This window comes from Pseudoxanthomonas sp. LjRoot127, assembly GCF_964253495.1.
Lineage (GTDB): Bacteria > Pseudomonadota > Gammaproteobacteria > Xanthomonadales > Xanthomonadaceae > Pseudoxanthomonas_A.
The window spans coordinates 3,388,716-3,403,403 of sequence record NZ_CAXUQR020000001.1 but is presented as its reverse complement, the minus strand read 5'-3'; the positions used below and the strand labels follow the sequence as shown (position 1 = coordinate 3,403,403).

23 protein-coding genes and 1 other RNA gene are annotated in these 14,688 nt (G+C 63.8%); 20 read left to right on the top strand and 4 right to left on the bottom strand.

The features are described from left to right. Window positions 1–86: 86 nt before the first annotated feature. Complete coding sequence (gene recN, locus ACSQ19_RS16040; RefSeq protein WP_435998357.1) at window positions 87–1,754, top strand: DNA repair protein RecN; 1,668 nt, start codon at window positions 87–89, stop codon at window positions 1,752–1,754. Between the two features lie 108 nt (window positions 1,755–1,862). Here the strand turns inward: recN and fur are convergent, their stop codons facing one another. Then, window positions 1,863–2,267 carry a ferric iron uptake transcriptional regulator gene (gene fur, locus ACSQ19_RS16035; RefSeq protein ID WP_296280697.1) on the bottom strand — a complete coding sequence of 135 codons (405 nt, stop codon included), beginning with the start codon at window positions 2,265–2,267 and terminating at the stop codon, window positions 1,863–1,865. A 103-nt stretch (window positions 2,268–2,370) separates the two neighbouring features. Between fur and ACSQ19_RS16030 the strand changes: the two genes are divergently transcribed. Beyond that, on the top strand, window positions 2,371–2,763 hold the full coding sequence (locus ACSQ19_RS16030) for an outer membrane protein assembly factor BamE (RefSeq protein WP_296280698.1): 393 nt from the start codon (window positions 2,371–2,373) through the stop codon (window positions 2,761–2,763). 8 nt (window positions 2,764–2,771) lie between these two features. Here the strand turns inward: ACSQ19_RS16030 and ACSQ19_RS16025 are convergent, their stop codons facing one another. Continuing rightward, the gene (locus ACSQ19_RS16025) at window positions 2,772–3,029 is read right to left on the bottom strand and encodes an RnfH family protein (RefSeq protein ID WP_435998355.1); all 258 of its coding nucleotides are present in this window, start codon (window positions 3,027–3,029) and stop codon (window positions 2,772–2,774) included. Beyond that, the gene (locus tag ACSQ19_RS16020) at window positions 3,022–3,450 is read right to left on the bottom strand and encodes a type II toxin-antitoxin system RatA family toxin (protein ID WP_296280700.1); all 429 of its coding nucleotides are present in this window, start codon (window positions 3,448–3,450) and stop codon (window positions 3,022–3,024) included. The genes ACSQ19_RS16025 and ACSQ19_RS16020 overlap by 8 nt, the downstream gene beginning before the upstream one ends. A 41-nt stretch (window positions 3,451–3,491) precedes the next feature. Here ACSQ19_RS16020 and smpB point away from each other — a divergent pair, with 41 nt between their 5' ends. The 10 genes from smpB (at window position 3,492) to ACSQ19_RS15970 (ending at window position 8,956) form a co-directional block, all read left to right on the top strand. Then, window positions 3,492–3,980 carry an SsrA-binding protein SmpB gene (gene smpB, locus ACSQ19_RS16015; RefSeq protein WP_435998353.1) on the top strand — a complete coding sequence of 163 codons (489 nt, stop codon included), beginning with the start codon at window positions 3,492–3,494 and terminating at the stop codon, window positions 3,978–3,980. A gap of 211 nt (window positions 3,981–4,191) precedes the next feature. After that, window positions 4,192–4,545, top strand: a transfer-messenger RNA (tmRNA) gene (gene ssrA, locus ACSQ19_RS16010). Window positions 4,546–4,708: 163 nt separating this feature from the next. Continuing rightward, window positions 4,709–5,932: a tyrosine-type recombinase/integrase gene (locus ACSQ19_RS16005; protein ID WP_435998348.1), complete on the top strand. Its 1,224-nt coding sequence runs from the start codon at window positions 4,709–4,711 to the stop codon at window positions 5,930–5,932. Window positions 5,933–6,003: 71 nt separating this feature from the next. Then, entirely contained in the window at window positions 6,004–6,198 is a 195-nt protein-coding gene (locus tag ACSQ19_RS16000) for a hypothetical protein (protein ID WP_435998346.1), read from the top strand. Window positions 6,199–6,444: 246 nt separating this feature from the next. Beyond that, window positions 6,445–6,657 (top strand): hypothetical protein, encoded by a 213-nt coding sequence (locus ACSQ19_RS15995; RefSeq protein ID WP_435998344.1) that lies wholly within the window; start codon window positions 6,445–6,447, stop codon window positions 6,655–6,657. Beyond that, window positions 6,654–6,878 (top strand): hypothetical protein, encoded by a 225-nt coding sequence (locus ACSQ19_RS15990; RefSeq protein ID WP_435998342.1) that lies wholly within the window; start codon window positions 6,654–6,656, stop codon window positions 6,876–6,878. Before ACSQ19_RS15995 ends, ACSQ19_RS15990 begins: the two co-directional genes overlap by 4 nt. Beyond that, the gene (locus tag ACSQ19_RS15985) at window positions 6,878–7,504 is read left to right on the top strand and encodes a hypothetical protein (RefSeq protein ID WP_435998340.1); all 627 of its coding nucleotides are present in this window, start codon (window positions 6,878–6,880) and stop codon (window positions 7,502–7,504) included. Before ACSQ19_RS15990 ends, ACSQ19_RS15985 begins: the two co-directional genes overlap by 1 nt. An 81-nt stretch (window positions 7,505–7,585) precedes the next feature. Beyond that, on the top strand, window positions 7,586–7,807 hold the full coding sequence (locus ACSQ19_RS15980) for a helix-turn-helix transcriptional regulator (RefSeq protein ID WP_435998338.1): 222 nt from the start codon (window positions 7,586–7,588) through the stop codon (window positions 7,805–7,807). After that, window positions 7,804–8,034: a hypothetical protein gene (locus tag ACSQ19_RS15975; RefSeq protein ID WP_435998336.1), complete on the top strand. Its 231-nt coding sequence runs from the start codon at window positions 7,804–7,806 to the stop codon at window positions 8,032–8,034. The genes ACSQ19_RS15980 and ACSQ19_RS15975 overlap by 4 nt, the downstream gene beginning before the upstream one ends. Beyond that, a complete protein-coding gene (locus ACSQ19_RS15970) occupies window positions 8,021–8,956 on the top strand; it encodes an AAA family ATPase (RefSeq protein WP_435998334.1) in 936 nt (311 codons plus the stop codon). Before ACSQ19_RS15975 ends, ACSQ19_RS15970 begins: the two co-directional genes overlap by 14 nt. A gap of 135 nt (window positions 8,957–9,091) precedes the next feature. Here the strand turns inward: ACSQ19_RS15970 and ACSQ19_RS15965 are convergent, their stop codons facing one another. Next, window positions 9,092–9,325 carry a hypothetical protein gene (locus tag ACSQ19_RS15965; protein WP_435998332.1) on the bottom strand — a complete coding sequence of 78 codons (234 nt, stop codon included), beginning with the start codon at window positions 9,323–9,325 and terminating at the stop codon, window positions 9,092–9,094. A 71-nt stretch (window positions 9,326–9,396) separates the two neighbouring features. Between ACSQ19_RS15965 and ACSQ19_RS15960 the strand changes: the two genes are divergently transcribed. The 8 genes from ACSQ19_RS15960 to ACSQ19_RS15925 all read left to right on the top strand — a co-directional run bounded on the left by ACSQ19_RS15960 (window position 9,397) and on the right by ACSQ19_RS15925 (window position 14,540). After that, window positions 9,397–9,723 (top strand): HNH endonuclease, encoded by a 327-nt coding sequence (locus ACSQ19_RS15960; RefSeq protein WP_435998330.1) that lies wholly within the window; start codon window positions 9,397–9,399, stop codon window positions 9,721–9,723. After that, window positions 9,716–9,985, top strand: a complete 270-nt coding sequence (locus ACSQ19_RS15955) for a hypothetical protein (protein ID WP_435998328.1) — start codon at window positions 9,716–9,718, stop codon at window positions 9,983–9,985. Before ACSQ19_RS15960 ends, ACSQ19_RS15955 begins: the two co-directional genes overlap by 8 nt. A gap of 318 nt (window positions 9,986–10,303) precedes the next feature. Next, window positions 10,304–11,467, top strand: a complete 1,164-nt coding sequence (locus ACSQ19_RS15950; RefSeq protein ID WP_435998326.1) for a phage major capsid protein — start codon at window positions 10,304–10,306, stop codon at window positions 11,465–11,467. Between the two features lie 398 nt (window positions 11,468–11,865). Further along, the gene (locus ACSQ19_RS15945; RefSeq protein ID WP_435998324.1) at window positions 11,866–12,057 is read left to right on the top strand and encodes a hypothetical protein; all 192 of its coding nucleotides are present in this window, start codon (window positions 11,866–11,868) and stop codon (window positions 12,055–12,057) included. Then, window positions 12,054–12,671: a hypothetical protein gene (locus ACSQ19_RS15940; RefSeq protein ID WP_435998322.1), complete on the top strand. Its 618-nt coding sequence runs from the start codon at window positions 12,054–12,056 to the stop codon at window positions 12,669–12,671. The genes ACSQ19_RS15945 and ACSQ19_RS15940 overlap by 4 nt, the downstream gene beginning before the upstream one ends. A 10-nt stretch (window positions 12,672–12,681) precedes the next feature. After that, window positions 12,682–13,545 (top strand): hypothetical protein, encoded by an 864-nt coding sequence (locus tag ACSQ19_RS15935; protein ID WP_435998320.1) that lies wholly within the window; start codon window positions 12,682–12,684, stop codon window positions 13,543–13,545. A 40-nt stretch (window positions 13,546–13,585) separates the two neighbouring features. Then, window positions 13,586–13,768, top strand: a complete 183-nt coding sequence (locus ACSQ19_RS15930; protein WP_435998318.1) for a hypothetical protein — start codon at window positions 13,586–13,588, stop codon at window positions 13,766–13,768. Window positions 13,769–13,859: 91 nt separating this feature from the next. After that, complete coding sequence (locus ACSQ19_RS15925; protein WP_435998316.1) at window positions 13,860–14,540, top strand: hypothetical protein; 681 nt, start codon at window positions 13,860–13,862, stop codon at window positions 14,538–14,540. Window positions 14,541–14,688 lie beyond the last annotated feature (148 nt).

Genomic DNA, 14,688 nt, shown 5'->3' with positions numbered 1-14,688 from the left:
CTAGATAACGTCGCTCCCCCTTCTTTGCAAGCCGGCGCGCCCGGGACGTCTCAGACGCTGAGCCGCCACCGCTTACAATCCGCCGCATGCTCAGACATCTCGCCCTCAAGGATTTCGCCGTCGTCCGTGCGGCCGAACTGGAATTCGGCGACGGCATGACCGTCATTTCCGGTGAAACCGGCGCCGGCAAATCGTTGCTGGTCGATGCGCTGGGGTTCCTGTCCGGCCTGCGTGCAGACAGCGGCGTGGTCCGTCATGGCGCCGAGCGGGCGGAGCTGTCGGCCGAATTCTCCCCCTCGACCGGGTCGCCAGCACAGGCGTGGCTCGCCGAGAACGAACTGGACGACGACGGCCAGTGCCAGCTGCGCCGGGTGATCCGTGCCGACGGCGGTTCCCGCGCGTGGATCAATGGCCGCAGCGTGACGCTCTCCCAGCTGACCGAACTGGCCGCCCGGCTGGTGGAAATCCATGGCCAGCACGAACACCAGGCGCTGCTGGCCCGCAACAGCCAGTTGGACCTGCTGGACGCCTTCGCGCGAAACGACCGCGAGCGCGCCACGGTACGCGAGGCGGCGCGATACTGGACTGCGCTGCTGCGCGAACGCGAACTACTGTCGGGCCAAGGCGATGTCTCCGACCGCATCAACTATCTGGAACACCAGCTCTCGGAGTTGCAGCGGGAGGATCTTTCGCCGGCTGCGCTGGAAGCGCTGGTCGCCAGCCATCGCAGGCAGGCGCACGCGGCCGGCCTGATCCAGGCCTGCGATGCGGCCCTGGGCGAACTGGCCAGCGACGAAACGCCCTCGCTCACCCGGCAGTTGCAACAGGTGCGCGCCGATCTCGGGCGGCAAGCCGAGCACGAGCCGCGCCTGCGCGAGGTGGATGCGCTGCTCGACGGTGCGGCGATCCAGATCGAGGAAGCACTGTCCCTGCTTGGCCAGGTGCGCGACGACCTCGACGGCGAACCGCTGCAGTTCGACGCGCTGGAGCGCAAGCTGGCCCGCGTCCACGACCTCGCCCGCAAGCATCGCGTACCGCTGGAGGGCCTGCAGGAGCAGCACGACCGGCTCGCCGCCGAACTGGAGTCGCTACGCGGCGCCGGCGAACGCCTGGTCCAGCTGAACGGAGAGATCGATGCGGCCCGGGAGCAGTGGCGCAGCGCCGCGGCATCCCTGAGCCGTTCGCGTATCCGCGCGGCGGCATCACTGGGTGATACCACTACCGCCCTGATTGCCGAACTGGGCATGGGCGGTGGCCGTTTCGAGATCGCGCTGGAGCCCCAGGAAGGCGATCGTCCCGATCCTGCCGGCGCCGAGCGGGTCGAATTCCTGGTTTCGGCCAATGCCGGGCAGCCGCCGCGTCCGCTGCGAAAGGTGGCGTCCGGCGGCGAACTCGCGCGCATTTCGTTGGCGATCGAAGTGGCTGCGCTCGGGGTGGACGCCGTGCCGACCATGGTCTTCGACGAAGTCGACACCGGCATCGGTGGCGCGGTCGCCGAGATCGTGGGACAGAAGCTGCGGGCGCTAGGGGCCCAACGGCAGGTGCTGTGCGTCACCCACCTGCCACAGGTCGCGGCGCAGGGACACGCGCACTACAGGGTCAGCAAGGCCCCGGTGGACGGCATGACGCAAAGCGCGGTCGAGAAGCTGGGAGCGAAGCAGCGTGAAGAGGAACTCGCGCGCATGCTTGGCGGCGTGGAGGTCAGCAAGGAAGCGCATGCCGCGGCCAAGCGGCTGCTGGCGAACGCGGTCTGACACCCCGGTTGCTTACTGTGGGAGCGACGCAGGTCGCGATGAGGCCTTGCCGATGCCGCTTCGCGACTTACGTCGCTTCCACATCCCGAGCCGGAAAATCTCCAGCTGTCAGCGCTTCTTGCGCACGTACAACACCAGCGAGTGCTCTTCCAGCTCGTAGCCGTGCTTGGCGGCGATCTCGCGCTGCAGCTTCTCGATCTCGCTGCTTTCGAATTCGATGATCTTGCCGGTATCCACGTCGACCATGTGGTCGTGGTGACCGCCGCGATCCAGTTCGTACACGGCCTGTCCGCCTTCGAAGTTGTGCTTCAGCACCAGGCCGGCGGCCTCGAACTGGGTCAGGACCCGATAAACCGTCGCCAGCCCGATTTCGTCGCCATGGTCCAGCAGCTGCCGGTAGATGTCTTCCGCGCTCAGATGATGCTGGGAGTTCTTCTGCTCCAGCAATTCCAGGATGCGCATGCGCGGATGGGTGACCTTGAGGCCGACTTTGCGAAGGTCCTGCGATTCCATGGCGTCTCCGTTCACTCTCGGTTTAGCGCCAGCTGCCTGAAGCTCGGTTGCGGCGGTCCGGGGGAGTGTATCATCGGCCCGGTTTCCCACCGTACCTGTCCCAATGCGCAAATTCCTGCTGGCTGCCGTTCTCGCTTCCGCCACCGCTGGCTGCGGCATCCTCTACAAGCAGCCGATCTACCAGGGCAACCTGATCGAGAAGACGGCCGTGGACCAGCTGCAGGCCGGGCAGACGAAGCAGCAGGTGCAGTCGTTGCTCGGCAGTCCGTCGATCGCCGACCCGTTCCATGCCGACCGCTGGGACTACACCGCGAGCAACCGCACCAATCGCCGCGGCACGACCGACATCAAGAACCTCACCCTGATCTTCAATGGCGACACGCTCGCCAGTTGGGAGGGCGAATATTTCCCCGAGGCGGACCTGCAACTTTCGCGCGACGTGCGCAAGTTCGGCCCCAACCTCGCCAAGGAAAAGAAGAAGGGCCGCCGCCGCTGAGGCGTCGCCTAGCCGCGCGCCCGACGACGGCGCGCTTCCTTCGGATCGATCTGCAACGGGCGCAGCACTTCCACGCGATCGTTGTCGTTGAGCACGGTGTCCGGCGTCGCGATCACGCCATGGATCGCCACGGCCGGATGAGCGGCTTCGGCAAATCCGCTGGCTGAAACCGCATCCGCTACGGTGGCACCGGGCGGGAGGCTGAGCACGACGGAGTCGAACCGGTGCGGCCATGCCCGGATCACCTCCACCCGCACGTCATTCACCGCGATCGGCGGCGCGCACGAAATCGTCCACCATCCGGTCGGCCAGTCCCTGGAAACCCAGCGCCATCGCCGGGGCCAGCAACCGGCTCGACGGCTCGAACTCCAGCGTCAGCGTGACCTTGCAGGCGGATTCGTCCAGTGCATGGAAATCCCAGCGCCCGTGCAGCTTGCGGAACGGCCCATCCACCAGGTTCATGTCGATGCGGTGCGGGCGGTCCAGCACGTTCTCGGTGGTGAACCAGGTCCTCAGCGAGCCGAACCCCAGGTCCAGCCGCGCGACCAGCCGCTGGTCGCCCTGCTCCCTCAGCTCGGCCGCACTGCACCAGTCGAAACGGCGCGGGTAGGCCGCCACGTCGTTGACCAGGTCGAACATCCGGGTGGCCGAGTGTTCGACCAGGGCGCTGCGGCGGATCGTGTGCATGTGGCTCGCGTAGGGTTCCGCCTTCGGCGACAATAGGAAGGATGGCAAAGAAACCGGACAAGAATAAAGCAACGGGCACGATCGCGCTGAACAAGCGCGCCCGTCACGAGTACCACCTCGAGCAGCGGCACGAAGCGGGCCTCGCCCTTCAGGGCTGGGAACTCAAGGCGATCCGCGCGGGCCGCGCCAACATCACCGAGGCCTACGCCATCATCCGTCAGGGCGAAATCTTCCTGTTCGGTGCGCAGATCACCCCGCTGATCCAGGCATCCAGCCACACGGTCGCCGACGATCGGCGCACGCGCAAACTGCTGTTGCACCGGAACGAAATCGACAGCCTCATCGGCAAGGTCGAGCGCGACGGCTACACCCTGGTGCCGACGTCGCTGTACTGGAAAGGCAACAAGGTGAAGGCCGAACTGGCACTGGCCAAGGGCAAGCAGACGCACGACAAGCGCGCCAGCGAGAAGGACCGCGACTGGGCCCGCGAGAAGTCCCGTGTCATGCGCCGGGACAACAAGGATGCGTGATTTCATCGCACAACGCGATGGAATCCCCAAGATTCGCTACGCAAATCTCGGGTCCCAACGCTTGCTTCCGATCCCCCATTCGCGCTGACGCGAGAATTCGCCCCCTTACCAAGGGGCTTGGCCTCACGAGGCTGAACATCGCCGTCGCTGCGCCTTGTGAAGCGAGGTAGCCGGCCCTACACTGCTATTCGTCAGGACGTTTCTGACTCCCGGGGGTGCACTGGCTTCGACGGGGGTTGCGAAGTTGCCTGGTGCATGCCGAGGGGGCAGCTTTCCTCGTAAATCCAGCGGCAAAACTCTAGTTGCCAACGACGACAACTACGCTCTCGCCGCTTAAGGCGTAAGCCCTGAAACTGCTTGTGTCCGTGCTCGCAGCGTAAGGTCATTATCACGGAATCGCCGGGAGTGGCTGCCTGTCAGCATCCGGTCAACCTAAAACAGGCTGGTCCTGCGGTGCGCTTCGCCCACCGTGCTGTCGCAGGACGAGATCCAACGGCGGGATAAGCATGTAGTACCGGGGATGGAGTACCTTCGGACGGCGGTTCAATTCCGCCCACCTCCACCAGTTACCCGTCTACGGACGGCTCAAGAAAGGCCGGAATCCCAGCAGTATCAAGGGTTCCGGCCTTTTTTGTTTCCATTGCCGTCCAGCCCCGGCTATTGCAATCCCCAATTCCTGGGGGTATCAACGGGGGTATCAGGGCCCTGCCCGACCCCGGATACCCCCAATGCGGCTCACCGATACCGCCGTCCGAAAGGCCAAGCCGACCGACAAGACACAACGACTGTTCGATGGCGGCGGCCTGTATCTGGAGATCACCCCAGCTGGCGGCAAGCGCTGGCGCCAGAAGTACCGCTTCACAGGCAAGGAGAAGCTCCTGGCGCATGGGACGTATCCCGATGTCAGCCTGGCCGAGGCCCGTGAACGCCGCGACAAGGCGCGCAAGCTGCTCGCCAACGGCGTGGACCCTGGCCAGCATCGGCAGGCAGAGAAGGCCGCCGGCGCCGAGCGCGCGGGCAATAGTTTCGAGGTCGTGGCCCGTGAGTGGCTGACGAAGCGCGACTGGGTGCCGAACTACACCGCCAAGGTGACCGCCTGGCTCGAGAAAGACGTCTTCCCGTACATCGGTGGCCGCCCTGTTGCCGAGCTGACCGCGCCCGAATTCCTGCGCGTGGGACGCAGGATCGAGGACCGCGGCGCCATCGAGAGCGCGCACCGCGTCCTGCAGAACTGCGGCCAGGTGATGCGATACGCCATCGCCACGGGCCGGGCAGACCGGAACCCCGTCGCTGACCTCAAGGGCGCGCTCGCACCGACGCCAGAGAAGCACCACGCTGCGATCGTCGACCCGGAGGGCATCGGTGCCCTACTTCGCGCCATCGACGGCTACAAGGGCAGCCACGTGACGCGCTGCGCGCTACAGCTGGCCCCGCTGCTGTTCGTGCGCCCCGGGGAACTCCGGCAGGCGGAATGGACAGAGATCGACCTGGATGCCGCGGAATGGAACATCCCCGCCAACAAGATGAAGATGCGCCAGCCTCACCTGGTTCCCCTCTCTCGACAGGCCATCGCCATCCTGGAAGAGCTGCAGCCGCTCACCAGTCGCTCCCAGTACGTCTTCCCCGGCGGCCGAAGCTCCAAGCGTCCGATGAGCGAGAACGCGCTGACGGCGGCGCTGCGCCGCATGGGATACGAGCAAGGCACGATGACCGTCCACGGCTTCCGGGCGATGGCGCGCACGATCCTGGACGAGGTTCTGCACTACCGCCCCGACTACATCGAACACCAGCTTGCGCACGCCGTGAAGGATCCCAACGGGCGCGCCTACAACCGCACGTCACACCTGCCCGAGCGCTGCAAGATGATGCAGGCCTGGGCGGACTACCTGGACCGGCGCCGCGCTGACACAGGCAAGGTCCTGGAGTTCAAGAAATCCGGCAGCCGCCGGTAACAAGCGGTGCGACGAGGGAGGGGCAATCTCCCTCGCCACACCTTCCACAACCGTTCGATAGGAGAACGACCATGGCAACTTCCATTATACAAACGCGCGATCAAGAGCGGTTCAACGCTGCTATCGCCAACGCACTCGCGCTGACCAGCATCCTCGAATCTGCGGCTGATGCCGGCGCCAAGATGGACGGCGATAGCCTTTCCCACGTTCTGGGGATGCTGCGAGTCGAGCTGAAGGACGCCGCGGGCGTCGCGGTCCGAGTTTGAATCATGGCCACCTTCAGGCAACGCGGACTGACCTGGCGCGCCGAGGTCTACAAACACGGCCACCGCGATTCAGCAACCTTCCCCAATCGGCAGCAGGCCGTCACCTGGGCGCAGCAGCGAGAGCGCGAACTATCGCTGCTTCCATCGGTAGCAGTTCGACCTCGCCTACCCGCAAATTCCGAGCGCGCCGCCGCGCGCGCCGCCGCAAGCGCGTTCTGCTCACTTCGGGCCGCATAGGAGATCGGCATGGCACTCTCACAAGAACAGCTCAAGGAGCTTGCAGCCGCGCTTACTGCGGCAATGGACGACATGCCAGCCATGCCGGTGGAACTCGTGTGCGCCACGGGCGAGATCTTCTCCGTCGATGCGCTGAAGCTTGCCCGCATCTACGACAAGGCGACCAACGGCCAGCGGCAGGCGCTAGATCAGATCGCAGCAGCATTCGAGGTGGCGCGATGACGGCCCAGATCATCCAGTTTCCGGAGCAAGCACGCGAGAACGTTGCAATGGGCCGCATCGTCCAGCGGGCGTGTGCACGGTTCGCGTGGACAGTAGACCTGTCGGAGGCCATTTCAATCTACCAGGAGAGCAAGCGAGGCGATCACGATCCTGCTTTGGAGGCGATCGCAAGGAAGGTCGCAAGTGAGCTCGGCGTCGAGCTTCGTCCGGAATTTGAATGATGGCAGCCAAGAAGCCCACGAGGAAAGCCCCCGCTGAGGCGGGGGCCGCGAGTACCGCTGGCGACCGCTTCATCACAAGGCGGGATGTTCGCGATGGGATACTGGTGTCAACCGAGGTCTCTTACGATCCGAACGCCAAGATCGAATCATTCGATGACCTCAAGCAAGCCTTCGAGGAATTATTCCCTTCCGCCGAGGCGCAAGTCCGAGAGATTGCCGAATACGCACAGGGCGAGATTGATGCGGGCGCTTCGGGCTCACGCCTTCAGTATGCGCAGCATGTTGTCCAAGTTTCAGAGCACGTTATCCGCCAAGTTAGGCAGGGAAAAGCCGAGGCCGCGGTGATCCTCGCCATTGCGATGATGCACAGCGTTTTTCGTGTGAAGGTGAAGTCCATCGAACCCACAGTTATCACGGGCGCCAAGGCCAGCCAGCAGCGCAAGAGCGCCGGATTCTCCAGTGCGCAAGAGCGAGAGCAGGAAAGGCGCCCAGAGTGGGAGCAATGGCAGAATCGCTTCACGCAGCACCGGCTCGAAAATCCCCACCTCAGCAAGTCCAGGATTCACGAGATGGTCGCTGCTGAATTCGGGGTAACACGGCAGGCGATCGCAAAGCGCGTTCGATGAGTTGCAACGGTACGACCGCGTTGCAGAAATAGGATTTCTACTCTGCTCCCACCGCCGCACATGCGGTCTAAGGAGCATGCAATGGAAACCTCAGCCTCACCCAGAAAGGGGGACGCGATCCTGCGCCTTCCCGAGGTGGAGAAGCGAACCGGCCTTCGCCGAGCCAGCATCTACCGCCGCGCCGCGGCCGGCACCTTCCCCAAGCCCGTGCGACTCGGCCCCAACTCCACCGGCTGGCTGGAGTCCGAGATCGACAGCTTCATCGCCCAAGCGGTCGCTCAGCGTGACCAGGCATCCGCATGAACGCGCCTCCACGGCTCTACGAGACCGAGTCGGCGCCGCTGCTGTCGCAGCTTCCTGACACCGCAGACGGGTTCGCTGCCCGTCTCCACCAGTTGCACAGGACGCCGGATGCTGGCCTGGCCGATCAGGTAGCCCGCGACGCCGCCGGCATCTACTCCGTTGCCGTCAGAATCGCCGCCGCCCTGCGTATCGAACAGGACCAGGAGCGAGGCAATGGGACGCAATGAGCGGCCTCCGACACCCGAGATCGTCTGTGTCCCGCTCGACGTCTTCGCCGGCTTGCAGTTCCCGCCACGCCGGATCTTGCTCGCTCCCTGGCTGACCGCAAGCAGCATCAACATGCTGAGCGCCTACCGGGGCACGGGGAAGACTTGGACCGCACTCTCGATCGCGCTGGCGGTAGCGAGCGGCGGCCAGTTCCTGCGATTCACTGCGCCGGCGCCCGCTCGCGTTCTATACGTGGACGGCGAGATGGCCGGAACCGACCTGCAGCACCGCCTGCAACGGCTCATGCCGATGTTCCCCGACCTCGACAGCCAGAACTTCAGCGTTATCACCCCAGACGTGCAGTGCCGGGCCCTGCCCGACCTATCCACCTACCAAGGCCAGGCCGAGCTCGAGCAGTGGACCTCGCAAGCCGATCTGATCGTGATCGACAACCTCTCCAGCCTGGCGCGCACCGGCGCGGAGAACGAGGCTGAGAGCTGGGTCATCGTCGCGGACTGGGCGCTGCGCATGCGTCGCGAGGGCCGCGCGGTGCTCTTCGTCCACCACACCGGCAAGAACGGCCAGCAGCGCGGCACCAGCAAGCGCGAAGACCTTCTCGACACCAGCATCATCCTGGCTCGCCGCGAGGACCAGCAAGGCGAATCCGCAGGCGCCGGCTTCAGCTGGGAATGGTCGAAGGCGCGCGGGCTGCACGGCACCGACATTGAGACCCTGCAGGCCGATCTGGTGACGAATCAGCATGGCGGCCTGTCCTGGGCCTGTCGCCAAGTGGGCGATGTACGGCTCGAAGAGGTCCGCGCGCTGCGCGCTGAGGGACGCTCGGTACGCCAAATCGCCGAGGAACTAGGCATCTCGAAGTCGGCCGCAGGCCGGTACATGAAGCAGCTCGAATCGCTGTCCCACGTCCCATCGGAGTTCTGAGCCGTGAAAGCCAATGAATCCGGGGCTGTCCCACTGTCCCACCCCTTAAGGGGTGGTGGGACATGGGACAAGCAGCTGTCCCGGCGTCCCAATTCGATGTTGGGACAGTCTGGGACAGATGGGACACAGCCGGGGCTACTCGGTGAAATGAAGCTCTCCGTGATAGCTGACCTCGGTGATCCGATTCATCCAGGTGGTGGCCCTTTCGATCGCCTCCTCTCGCGTCGGCGAGAGCTCGACGCTCTGATGGGCGGTTTCATCGAAATCAGTCCCTTGCCTCACGACCCTGATCTGGGGAAGCCAGCCGGGCTCCTGCAGATCCATGAACTCTGCGGTCGGCTCAAGGGTGAATCCATCAACTTCTCGCATGGGCGCTGCTCCGTTGGGACCGGGCAGGACTGTATCACCCACCCCTTCTATCGAGTCAGGCGAGCACCATGATGAAACGCCCACGCCTGACGACGCTGAAGAGCACGCTGCCCACCGTTCCGAACCGCCTGAAGTCGACCGCGCAGCTGGGTGTGAAGCCTGACGCCTTCGGCCAGGGCCGCGGTGGTCGTCCATGGCGCCGGCTCCGCGAGCAGATCCTGCAGCGCGACGGGTACTGCTGCCAGGCCTGCGCGCGCGAGGGACGCGTCCAGGTCGCGCACGAGGTCGATCACGTCGTGAACATCGCCGCCGGCGGCACCGATGACCCCAGCAACCTGGAGGCCATCTGCACCGACTGTCACCGCAAGAAGACCCAACAGGAGGCCCGCCGTGGCTGAGAACGAAAACGAGATAGACCGCGCCGCGCGCGCATTCACCGACTCATCCGTCGCGCTGGCAGACGCGCTGCTGGCGAAGCTGCAGGCAGAGGCGCCAGACATCGCCGCCAAGGCCGCCCACTCGCTTCAGCAGGGCGAGCGCATGCAGCTGCTGCTGGAGTTCCACCCGGAGGCGCCCTCGATCGTCTGGCAAGTCCTGGACGACTACGAGCGCCCGAAGCGCCTGATGACGATTCCCGGGCGGATGCCGAGCCGGCATTGAGCGAGCACGCGCACGAGCTGCAGGAACCGTGCCCGCGCTGCGGCATGTGCGGCGTGCCCGTGGCGATCTCGGCGCAAGGCCGGCCACGGAAGTTCTGCAGTGATCGATGCCGTGCAAAGGCATTCCGCCTGCGGAGCGCGATCAGCGACATGGTCCAGCTGACCGCGATGCTGCCCTTGCCGGTCTGGCGCACACCCGGCGGCGACTGGGAGGACGAGCATCGCGTTGTGTAACGAAACCCCGGCCGTTGTAACGAAACACCTTCAGCGTGAGCACTCTGCGGCGTAGAACTCCCGGTCAACTTCCAGGAGCACTGCAATGTCCGATCAGCTGAGGCAAGACGTGGAGACCGTCAACGCGAACCTTCGCCAGGTCTCCGAACAATTGAGGGGGCTCGAAGGCTACAGCGCCCGCATCGCCACCATCGAGCAGATCGTGGCCAAGATCGACGCAGAGGGCGGCCGCGGCGGCATGGGCAACATGGGCCCGAGCATCGGCGCCTCTGCCTTCCAAACCATCCAGGAAGACGCCAGCTTCAAGGCGGCAGCCGAGCAGGCCGCGCGCGGCATGAAGGTCGGCAAGTTCGACGCCCGCGCCAACGTCGACGGATCCATCCGCGCCGCGCTGGTGAACCAGGGCAACGGCGACAGCAACGACCAGAGCTTCCCGACCTGGTCCGATCGCCGGCCGGGCATCTACGGCCCGGTCATTCCGGCGCCGCGCCTGCTGGACGTGCTGCCCAGCCGCCCCACCAGCAGCGACTCGGTCGAGTACGTGAAGCTGAGCGTGACCGGTGACGCCGCCGAGCAGGAGCAGGAGGGCGACACGAAGGCCGAGCTGGACTTCGAGGGCGAGCTGGACACGGCGAACATCGTCACCGTCGCTGCCTGGACCGCGGTGTCGAAGCAGGTACTCGCGGACAACAACGCGCTGCAGGCCGCCATCGACCGGGTCATTCGACTGAAGGTGCTGACCCGCCTGGAGAACCGCATCATCAACGGCACCGGCGGCCAGGGAAAGATCGACGGCCTGCTCAACCAGGCCACGACCTTCGTGCCCACCATCGGCGACAACACCCCCGACGTGATCGGCGAGGCGCTGACCACGCTGGACACGTACGGCTACCGCCCGAACCTGGTGGTGGTCCACCCGCTCGACTTCTTCGAGAACGTGCAGATCGTGAAGGACGCGGACGGGAACTACATCTTCGGCAGCCCCAGTGCACCCCAGGCACCGAACATGTGGAACACCACCATCGTGCGGACGCCGGCGATGCCGCGCGGAACGGGCATGGTGCTGGACACCTCGACCACCACGGTCCTGGACCGCGAGCAGATGACGGTCGCGCTCACCAACTCCCATGCCGACTTCTTCATCCGCAACCTGGTGGCCATCCTGGGCGAGATGCGTGCCGGCCTCGAGGTGATCGACACGAACGCCATCTTCAAGTTCGACCTGCCGGCTCTGTCCAGCGGCCCCTGACACTCGGCGCATGGACTGACTGCGGGCGCCGAGACTACCTCAGACCGCACCAGACTGGACAAGCCGCGAGTGTCCAGGTGAGGAAACAACCACGGCAGCCGGGGCGTGCAGCAGCACGTGACCCGGCAATCACAGGAGGGGGTGGGTCAGAAGTCGAAAAGGCCCACCCCCGGACACCGGCCGCCCAAGCCACGCGCAACTTTTTTTCCCGTCAGAAAAAATCAAACGGAATCGCGGATTCTGTTTAAAAACCCCTGGTTTCTGGCTGCGGGGCGCGATTTGAAAAGGCCGATATTTCCCGCCCGAATCGAATAAATGGGCAGAAATCCGATTTTCGCTCCGAGGCTCTTTCAGGCGGTCCGGAGCCCTGAAAATAAGGCAACTCACGAGGAGTCATCATGAGCGACGGCAGTCAGATCGGTGGATTCATTGGCGCAGCGATTGGCTACTACATCACCCTGAGCCCGCAGGGCGCCCAACTTGGCTATGCGATCGGCCCAGCAGTTGGCGGCTACGTGGATCCGGAGGTGGTGCTGGGACCGCTCGTGGCGGCAGACTCAGGCATCACCGCAGAAGGCATCCCCCAATGAGCATCCTCAACGTGCTGTTCCAGGACCCACAAACCGCCTTCGTCGGCGTCGACAGTCAGGTAACCACCATTGAAGGCGGCGGCAAGTTCAGCGACACGAACAAACTGCTTCTGATTCCGGCCGCGGCGACGATCATTGCGTGCAGAGGAGAGCAGACGCTTGCCCGCTGGACGATGAGTGAACTTGTGCGACGCACCGGCGGTATGAACTTCGACGATATGCCCAGCATCATGCCGAGTGTCCTGGAAACCTGCCACGCCGAAGCCCTGAGACAGGCCAAGGCCGCCGGTATCAAGGTCGACCGTTTGGACGCAGAGCTCGCGCTCGTGGGTTACTCCGAGCAGGCGGCACGAGTGCTCTGCATGCACTTCACCCGGCAAGCTGGCCAGGCAAACTTCGCGGCGCAGCGCCGAGACAATGGCGTGCTGAGCCCTCCGCTCGGGAAGGCGCCGGCAAGCCAAGGTCCGGACCAATTCGAACTCCAGCGCTGCATCGCCAGCGCGCAGACGGCGGAATGGAAGGCAAAGTGTCCGGCAGATCCGATCGGTGGCCGGCTGGTGGTGGCGAGGGTCACGAAGGGTGAGGTGACCGTGCGGAACCTTGGCACAATTTGAGGAATCACTGATGTCTGGAATCAGAGGACACGTTGCGCTGCTGATGGCAGCCGCCCAGAACAGCACCCCATGGACCCCAACAAACCTTTCTTCGCTGGTGGCCTGGTATGCAGCTGATGAGCCATTGAACACGCTGTCCAGCGGCCTGATGGACACGCTCTACGACAAGAGCGGCAATGGGAACCACGCGGCGAAATACGCGGGAAACACTGCCAACCGCGGCCAGGTCTACGCAGCCGAGCAGAACGGACTTCCGGTGTGGGGGTACGACACGACTGCACGCCAGGCGTACTTCCGTTCAACGAACGCGCACGTGCTCGCGTCAGGAAATGCGAAGGCAGGCATTTCGATCTTTGCAATGAGTGCGGGCATAGTCAGCCACAACTCAAGCATTGTCGGAACGATCGCGAACCTCACCAGCGGCACCAGCGATGCGAGTGGGCGCGCCCTGCTCTCCAGGGGGAGCATCGGTCTCAATACAATTTACGGTGGTGGGCGGCGCCTTGACTCGGATAGCTTGCAAACTCTCACCGACTCGATCAACTACGGCACCGGTTACGGTATCGCGGGAACTGTCCTGGACTACGCAAACTCAGATGGTTTCGCATGGGTCAACGGATCGGCCGCAGGCTCCAGCACGTCCTTCCAGACCTCCGGCAACACCTCCGCGACGAACAGCCAGGCATGGAACATCGGCGCGACCGGCGCGAATCTGAACCCGCACCTCGGTCGAATTGGCGAGATCATCTTGTGCAATACCGCGCTCGGCACGTCCGATCGGCAGAAGCTCGAGGGCTATCTGGCGCACCGGTGGGGGCTCACGAGCTTGCTGCCTGGCGGACATCCGTACAAGACGACGGCGCCGACCGTCTAGCGTCTCAGTACCGGCGACGGGCCAGCGCAATGCTGGCCCCATGGATGAGAAAGACGAATTCAAGAAGCTGGGCCCCGGCTGGGATCACCTGTTCCGGAAGGACACTAGGAGCGAGGAAGAGCGGCGCGCCGCGGAAGCGAGAGAGAGCGCACGGCGCCGCGGCCGGCGGACTAAGGGCTGGCACCTGAAGTACCTTGAAGACGATGGCCGTCTGCGAGATTAAAGTCTTGGGACAATTCCTGAAGCACTCAGGGGCCGGCAAAGCCGGATTTACGTTGTTTAATCTTGGACTTGGCGAAACTTAGGACTCATCGATGAGCGACAAACGGATTACGAAGTTTGGTGTCGGCATTTCGATCGCCTATATCGCGATCATGACTGCCTATACGATGCATGAATTGGACGATGTCCTCGGCATGAAGCCCAATGAGTTTGGCGACTTCTTAGCAGGAGCCTTTGGGCCACTTGCTTTGGCGTGGGTTGTCGTCGGTTACTTCCAACAGGGAGTGGAGCTCCGACAAAACACTCAGGCACTAGAATTGCAGGTTAAAGAACTTCAGCGCTCAGTCGCAGAACAAGCCAGGATGAATGAGCTTGCTCTCAGTCAGCACGAATTTCAGGTCAGCAAGGCGAGCAGGGAGGCTATGGAAGCGGAAGCACAGTATGCGGCGCTGTTTTCGGTGAACCTATTCAATCCGTTCCAGGCCAAGGCGCCTGCCACTTCGCAGTTCAAAATTCTGAACTCCGGTTCCAACGTCGTGGTTACAAAGATCGTTTCTAACGACACAAGAGATGACCTTCCAGTCATTCAAGGCTGGGGCGCGGGAGTGGACTTTTTGTTCACACCTTCGCGTGCCGGGAAGATCGACGGGCAGAATGTCGAGATTGATGTCTTCTACACTCAGCGCAATGGAGTGAAGAAGAAGCTGGAGATCCGTCAAGTCGTGGGAGACGCAATCTGCGAGGAGCCCAACTTGCTGGTCTCTGACCCGTGAATGCCCTCCCCGCAAGAGGTGGGAGATTTAGGTGCACCTGATCACACAAGCTGGGCTCTGGGGGTACGATTGGGGGTACGAGCGTCGCATTGATGGAGAAAAATTTTCGCAAATCAGGAGCTTGCGCACGGTTTTCGGTAGGGCCCAC

What these genes read in the sequence shown, in the direction of transcription:
- ACSQ19_RS15935 (WP_435998320.1), top strand. Translation starts at nt 12,682, where the DNA reads ATGTCTGGAATCAGAGGACACGTTGCGCTGCTGATGGCAGCCGCCCAG.
- ACSQ19_RS15990 (WP_435998342.1), top strand. Translation starts at nt 6,654, where the DNA reads ATGACGGCCCAGATCATCCAGTTTCCGGAGCAAGCACGCGAGAACGTT.
- ACSQ19_RS16030 (WP_296280698.1), top strand. Translation starts at nt 2,371, where the DNA reads ATGCGCAAATTCCTGCTGGCTGCCGTTCTCGCTTCCGCCACCGCTGGC.
- ACSQ19_RS15995 (WP_435998344.1), top strand. Translation starts at nt 6,445, where the DNA reads ATGGCACTCTCACAAGAACAGCTCAAGGAGCTTGCAGCCGCGCTTACT.
- recN (WP_435998357.1), top strand. Translation starts at nt 87, where the DNA reads ATGCTCAGACATCTCGCCCTCAAGGATTTCGCCGTCGTCCGTGCGGCC.
- ACSQ19_RS15945 (WP_435998324.1), top strand. Translation starts at nt 11,866, where the DNA reads ATGAGCGACGGCAGTCAGATCGGTGGATTCATTGGCGCAGCGATTGGC.
- ACSQ19_RS15960 (WP_435998330.1), top strand. Translation starts at nt 9,397, where the DNA reads ATGAAACGCCCACGCCTGACGACGCTGAAGAGCACGCTGCCCACCGTT.
- ACSQ19_RS15925 (WP_435998316.1), top strand. Translation starts at nt 13,860, where the DNA reads ATGAGCGACAAACGGATTACGAAGTTTGGTGTCGGCATTTCGATCGCC.
- ACSQ19_RS15970 (WP_435998334.1), top strand. Translation starts at nt 8,021, where the DNA reads ATGGGACGCAATGAGCGGCCTCCGACACCCGAGATCGTCTGTGTCCCG.
- ACSQ19_RS15940 (WP_435998322.1), top strand. Translation starts at nt 12,054, where the DNA reads ATGAGCATCCTCAACGTGCTGTTCCAGGACCCACAAACCGCCTTCGTC.
- fur (WP_296280697.1), bottom strand. Translation starts at nt 2,267, where the DNA reads ATGGAATCGCAGGACCTTCGCAAAGTCGGCCTCAAGGTCACCCATCCG.
- ACSQ19_RS15980 (WP_435998338.1), top strand. Translation starts at nt 7,586, where the DNA reads ATGGAAACCTCAGCCTCACCCAGAAAGGGGGACGCGATCCTGCGCCTT.
- ACSQ19_RS16005 (WP_435998348.1), top strand. Translation starts at nt 4,709, where the DNA reads ATGCGGCTCACCGATACCGCCGTCCGAAAGGCCAAGCCGACCGACAAG.
- ACSQ19_RS16000 (WP_435998346.1), top strand. Translation starts at nt 6,004, where the DNA reads ATGGCAACTTCCATTATACAAACGCGCGATCAAGAGCGGTTCAACGCT.
- smpB (WP_435998353.1), top strand. Translation starts at nt 3,492, where the DNA reads ATGGCAAAGAAACCGGACAAGAATAAAGCAACGGGCACGATCGCGCTG.
- ACSQ19_RS15985 (WP_435998340.1), top strand. Translation starts at nt 6,878, where the DNA reads ATGGCAGCCAAGAAGCCCACGAGGAAAGCCCCCGCTGAGGCGGGGGCC.
- ACSQ19_RS15975 (WP_435998336.1), top strand. Translation starts at nt 7,804, where the DNA reads ATGAACGCGCCTCCACGGCTCTACGAGACCGAGTCGGCGCCGCTGCTG.
- ACSQ19_RS16020 (WP_296280700.1), bottom strand. Translation starts at nt 3,450, where the DNA reads ATGCACACGATCCGCCGCAGCGCCCTGGTCGAACACTCGGCCACCCGG.
- ACSQ19_RS15965 (WP_435998332.1), bottom strand. Translation starts at nt 9,325, where the DNA reads ATGCGAGAAGTTGATGGATTCACCCTTGAGCCGACCGCAGAGTTCATG.
- ACSQ19_RS15930 (WP_435998318.1), top strand. Translation starts at nt 13,586, where the DNA reads ATGGATGAGAAAGACGAATTCAAGAAGCTGGGCCCCGGCTGGGATCAC.
- ACSQ19_RS15950 (WP_435998326.1), top strand. Translation starts at nt 10,304, where the DNA reads ATGTCCGATCAGCTGAGGCAAGACGTGGAGACCGTCAACGCGAACCTT.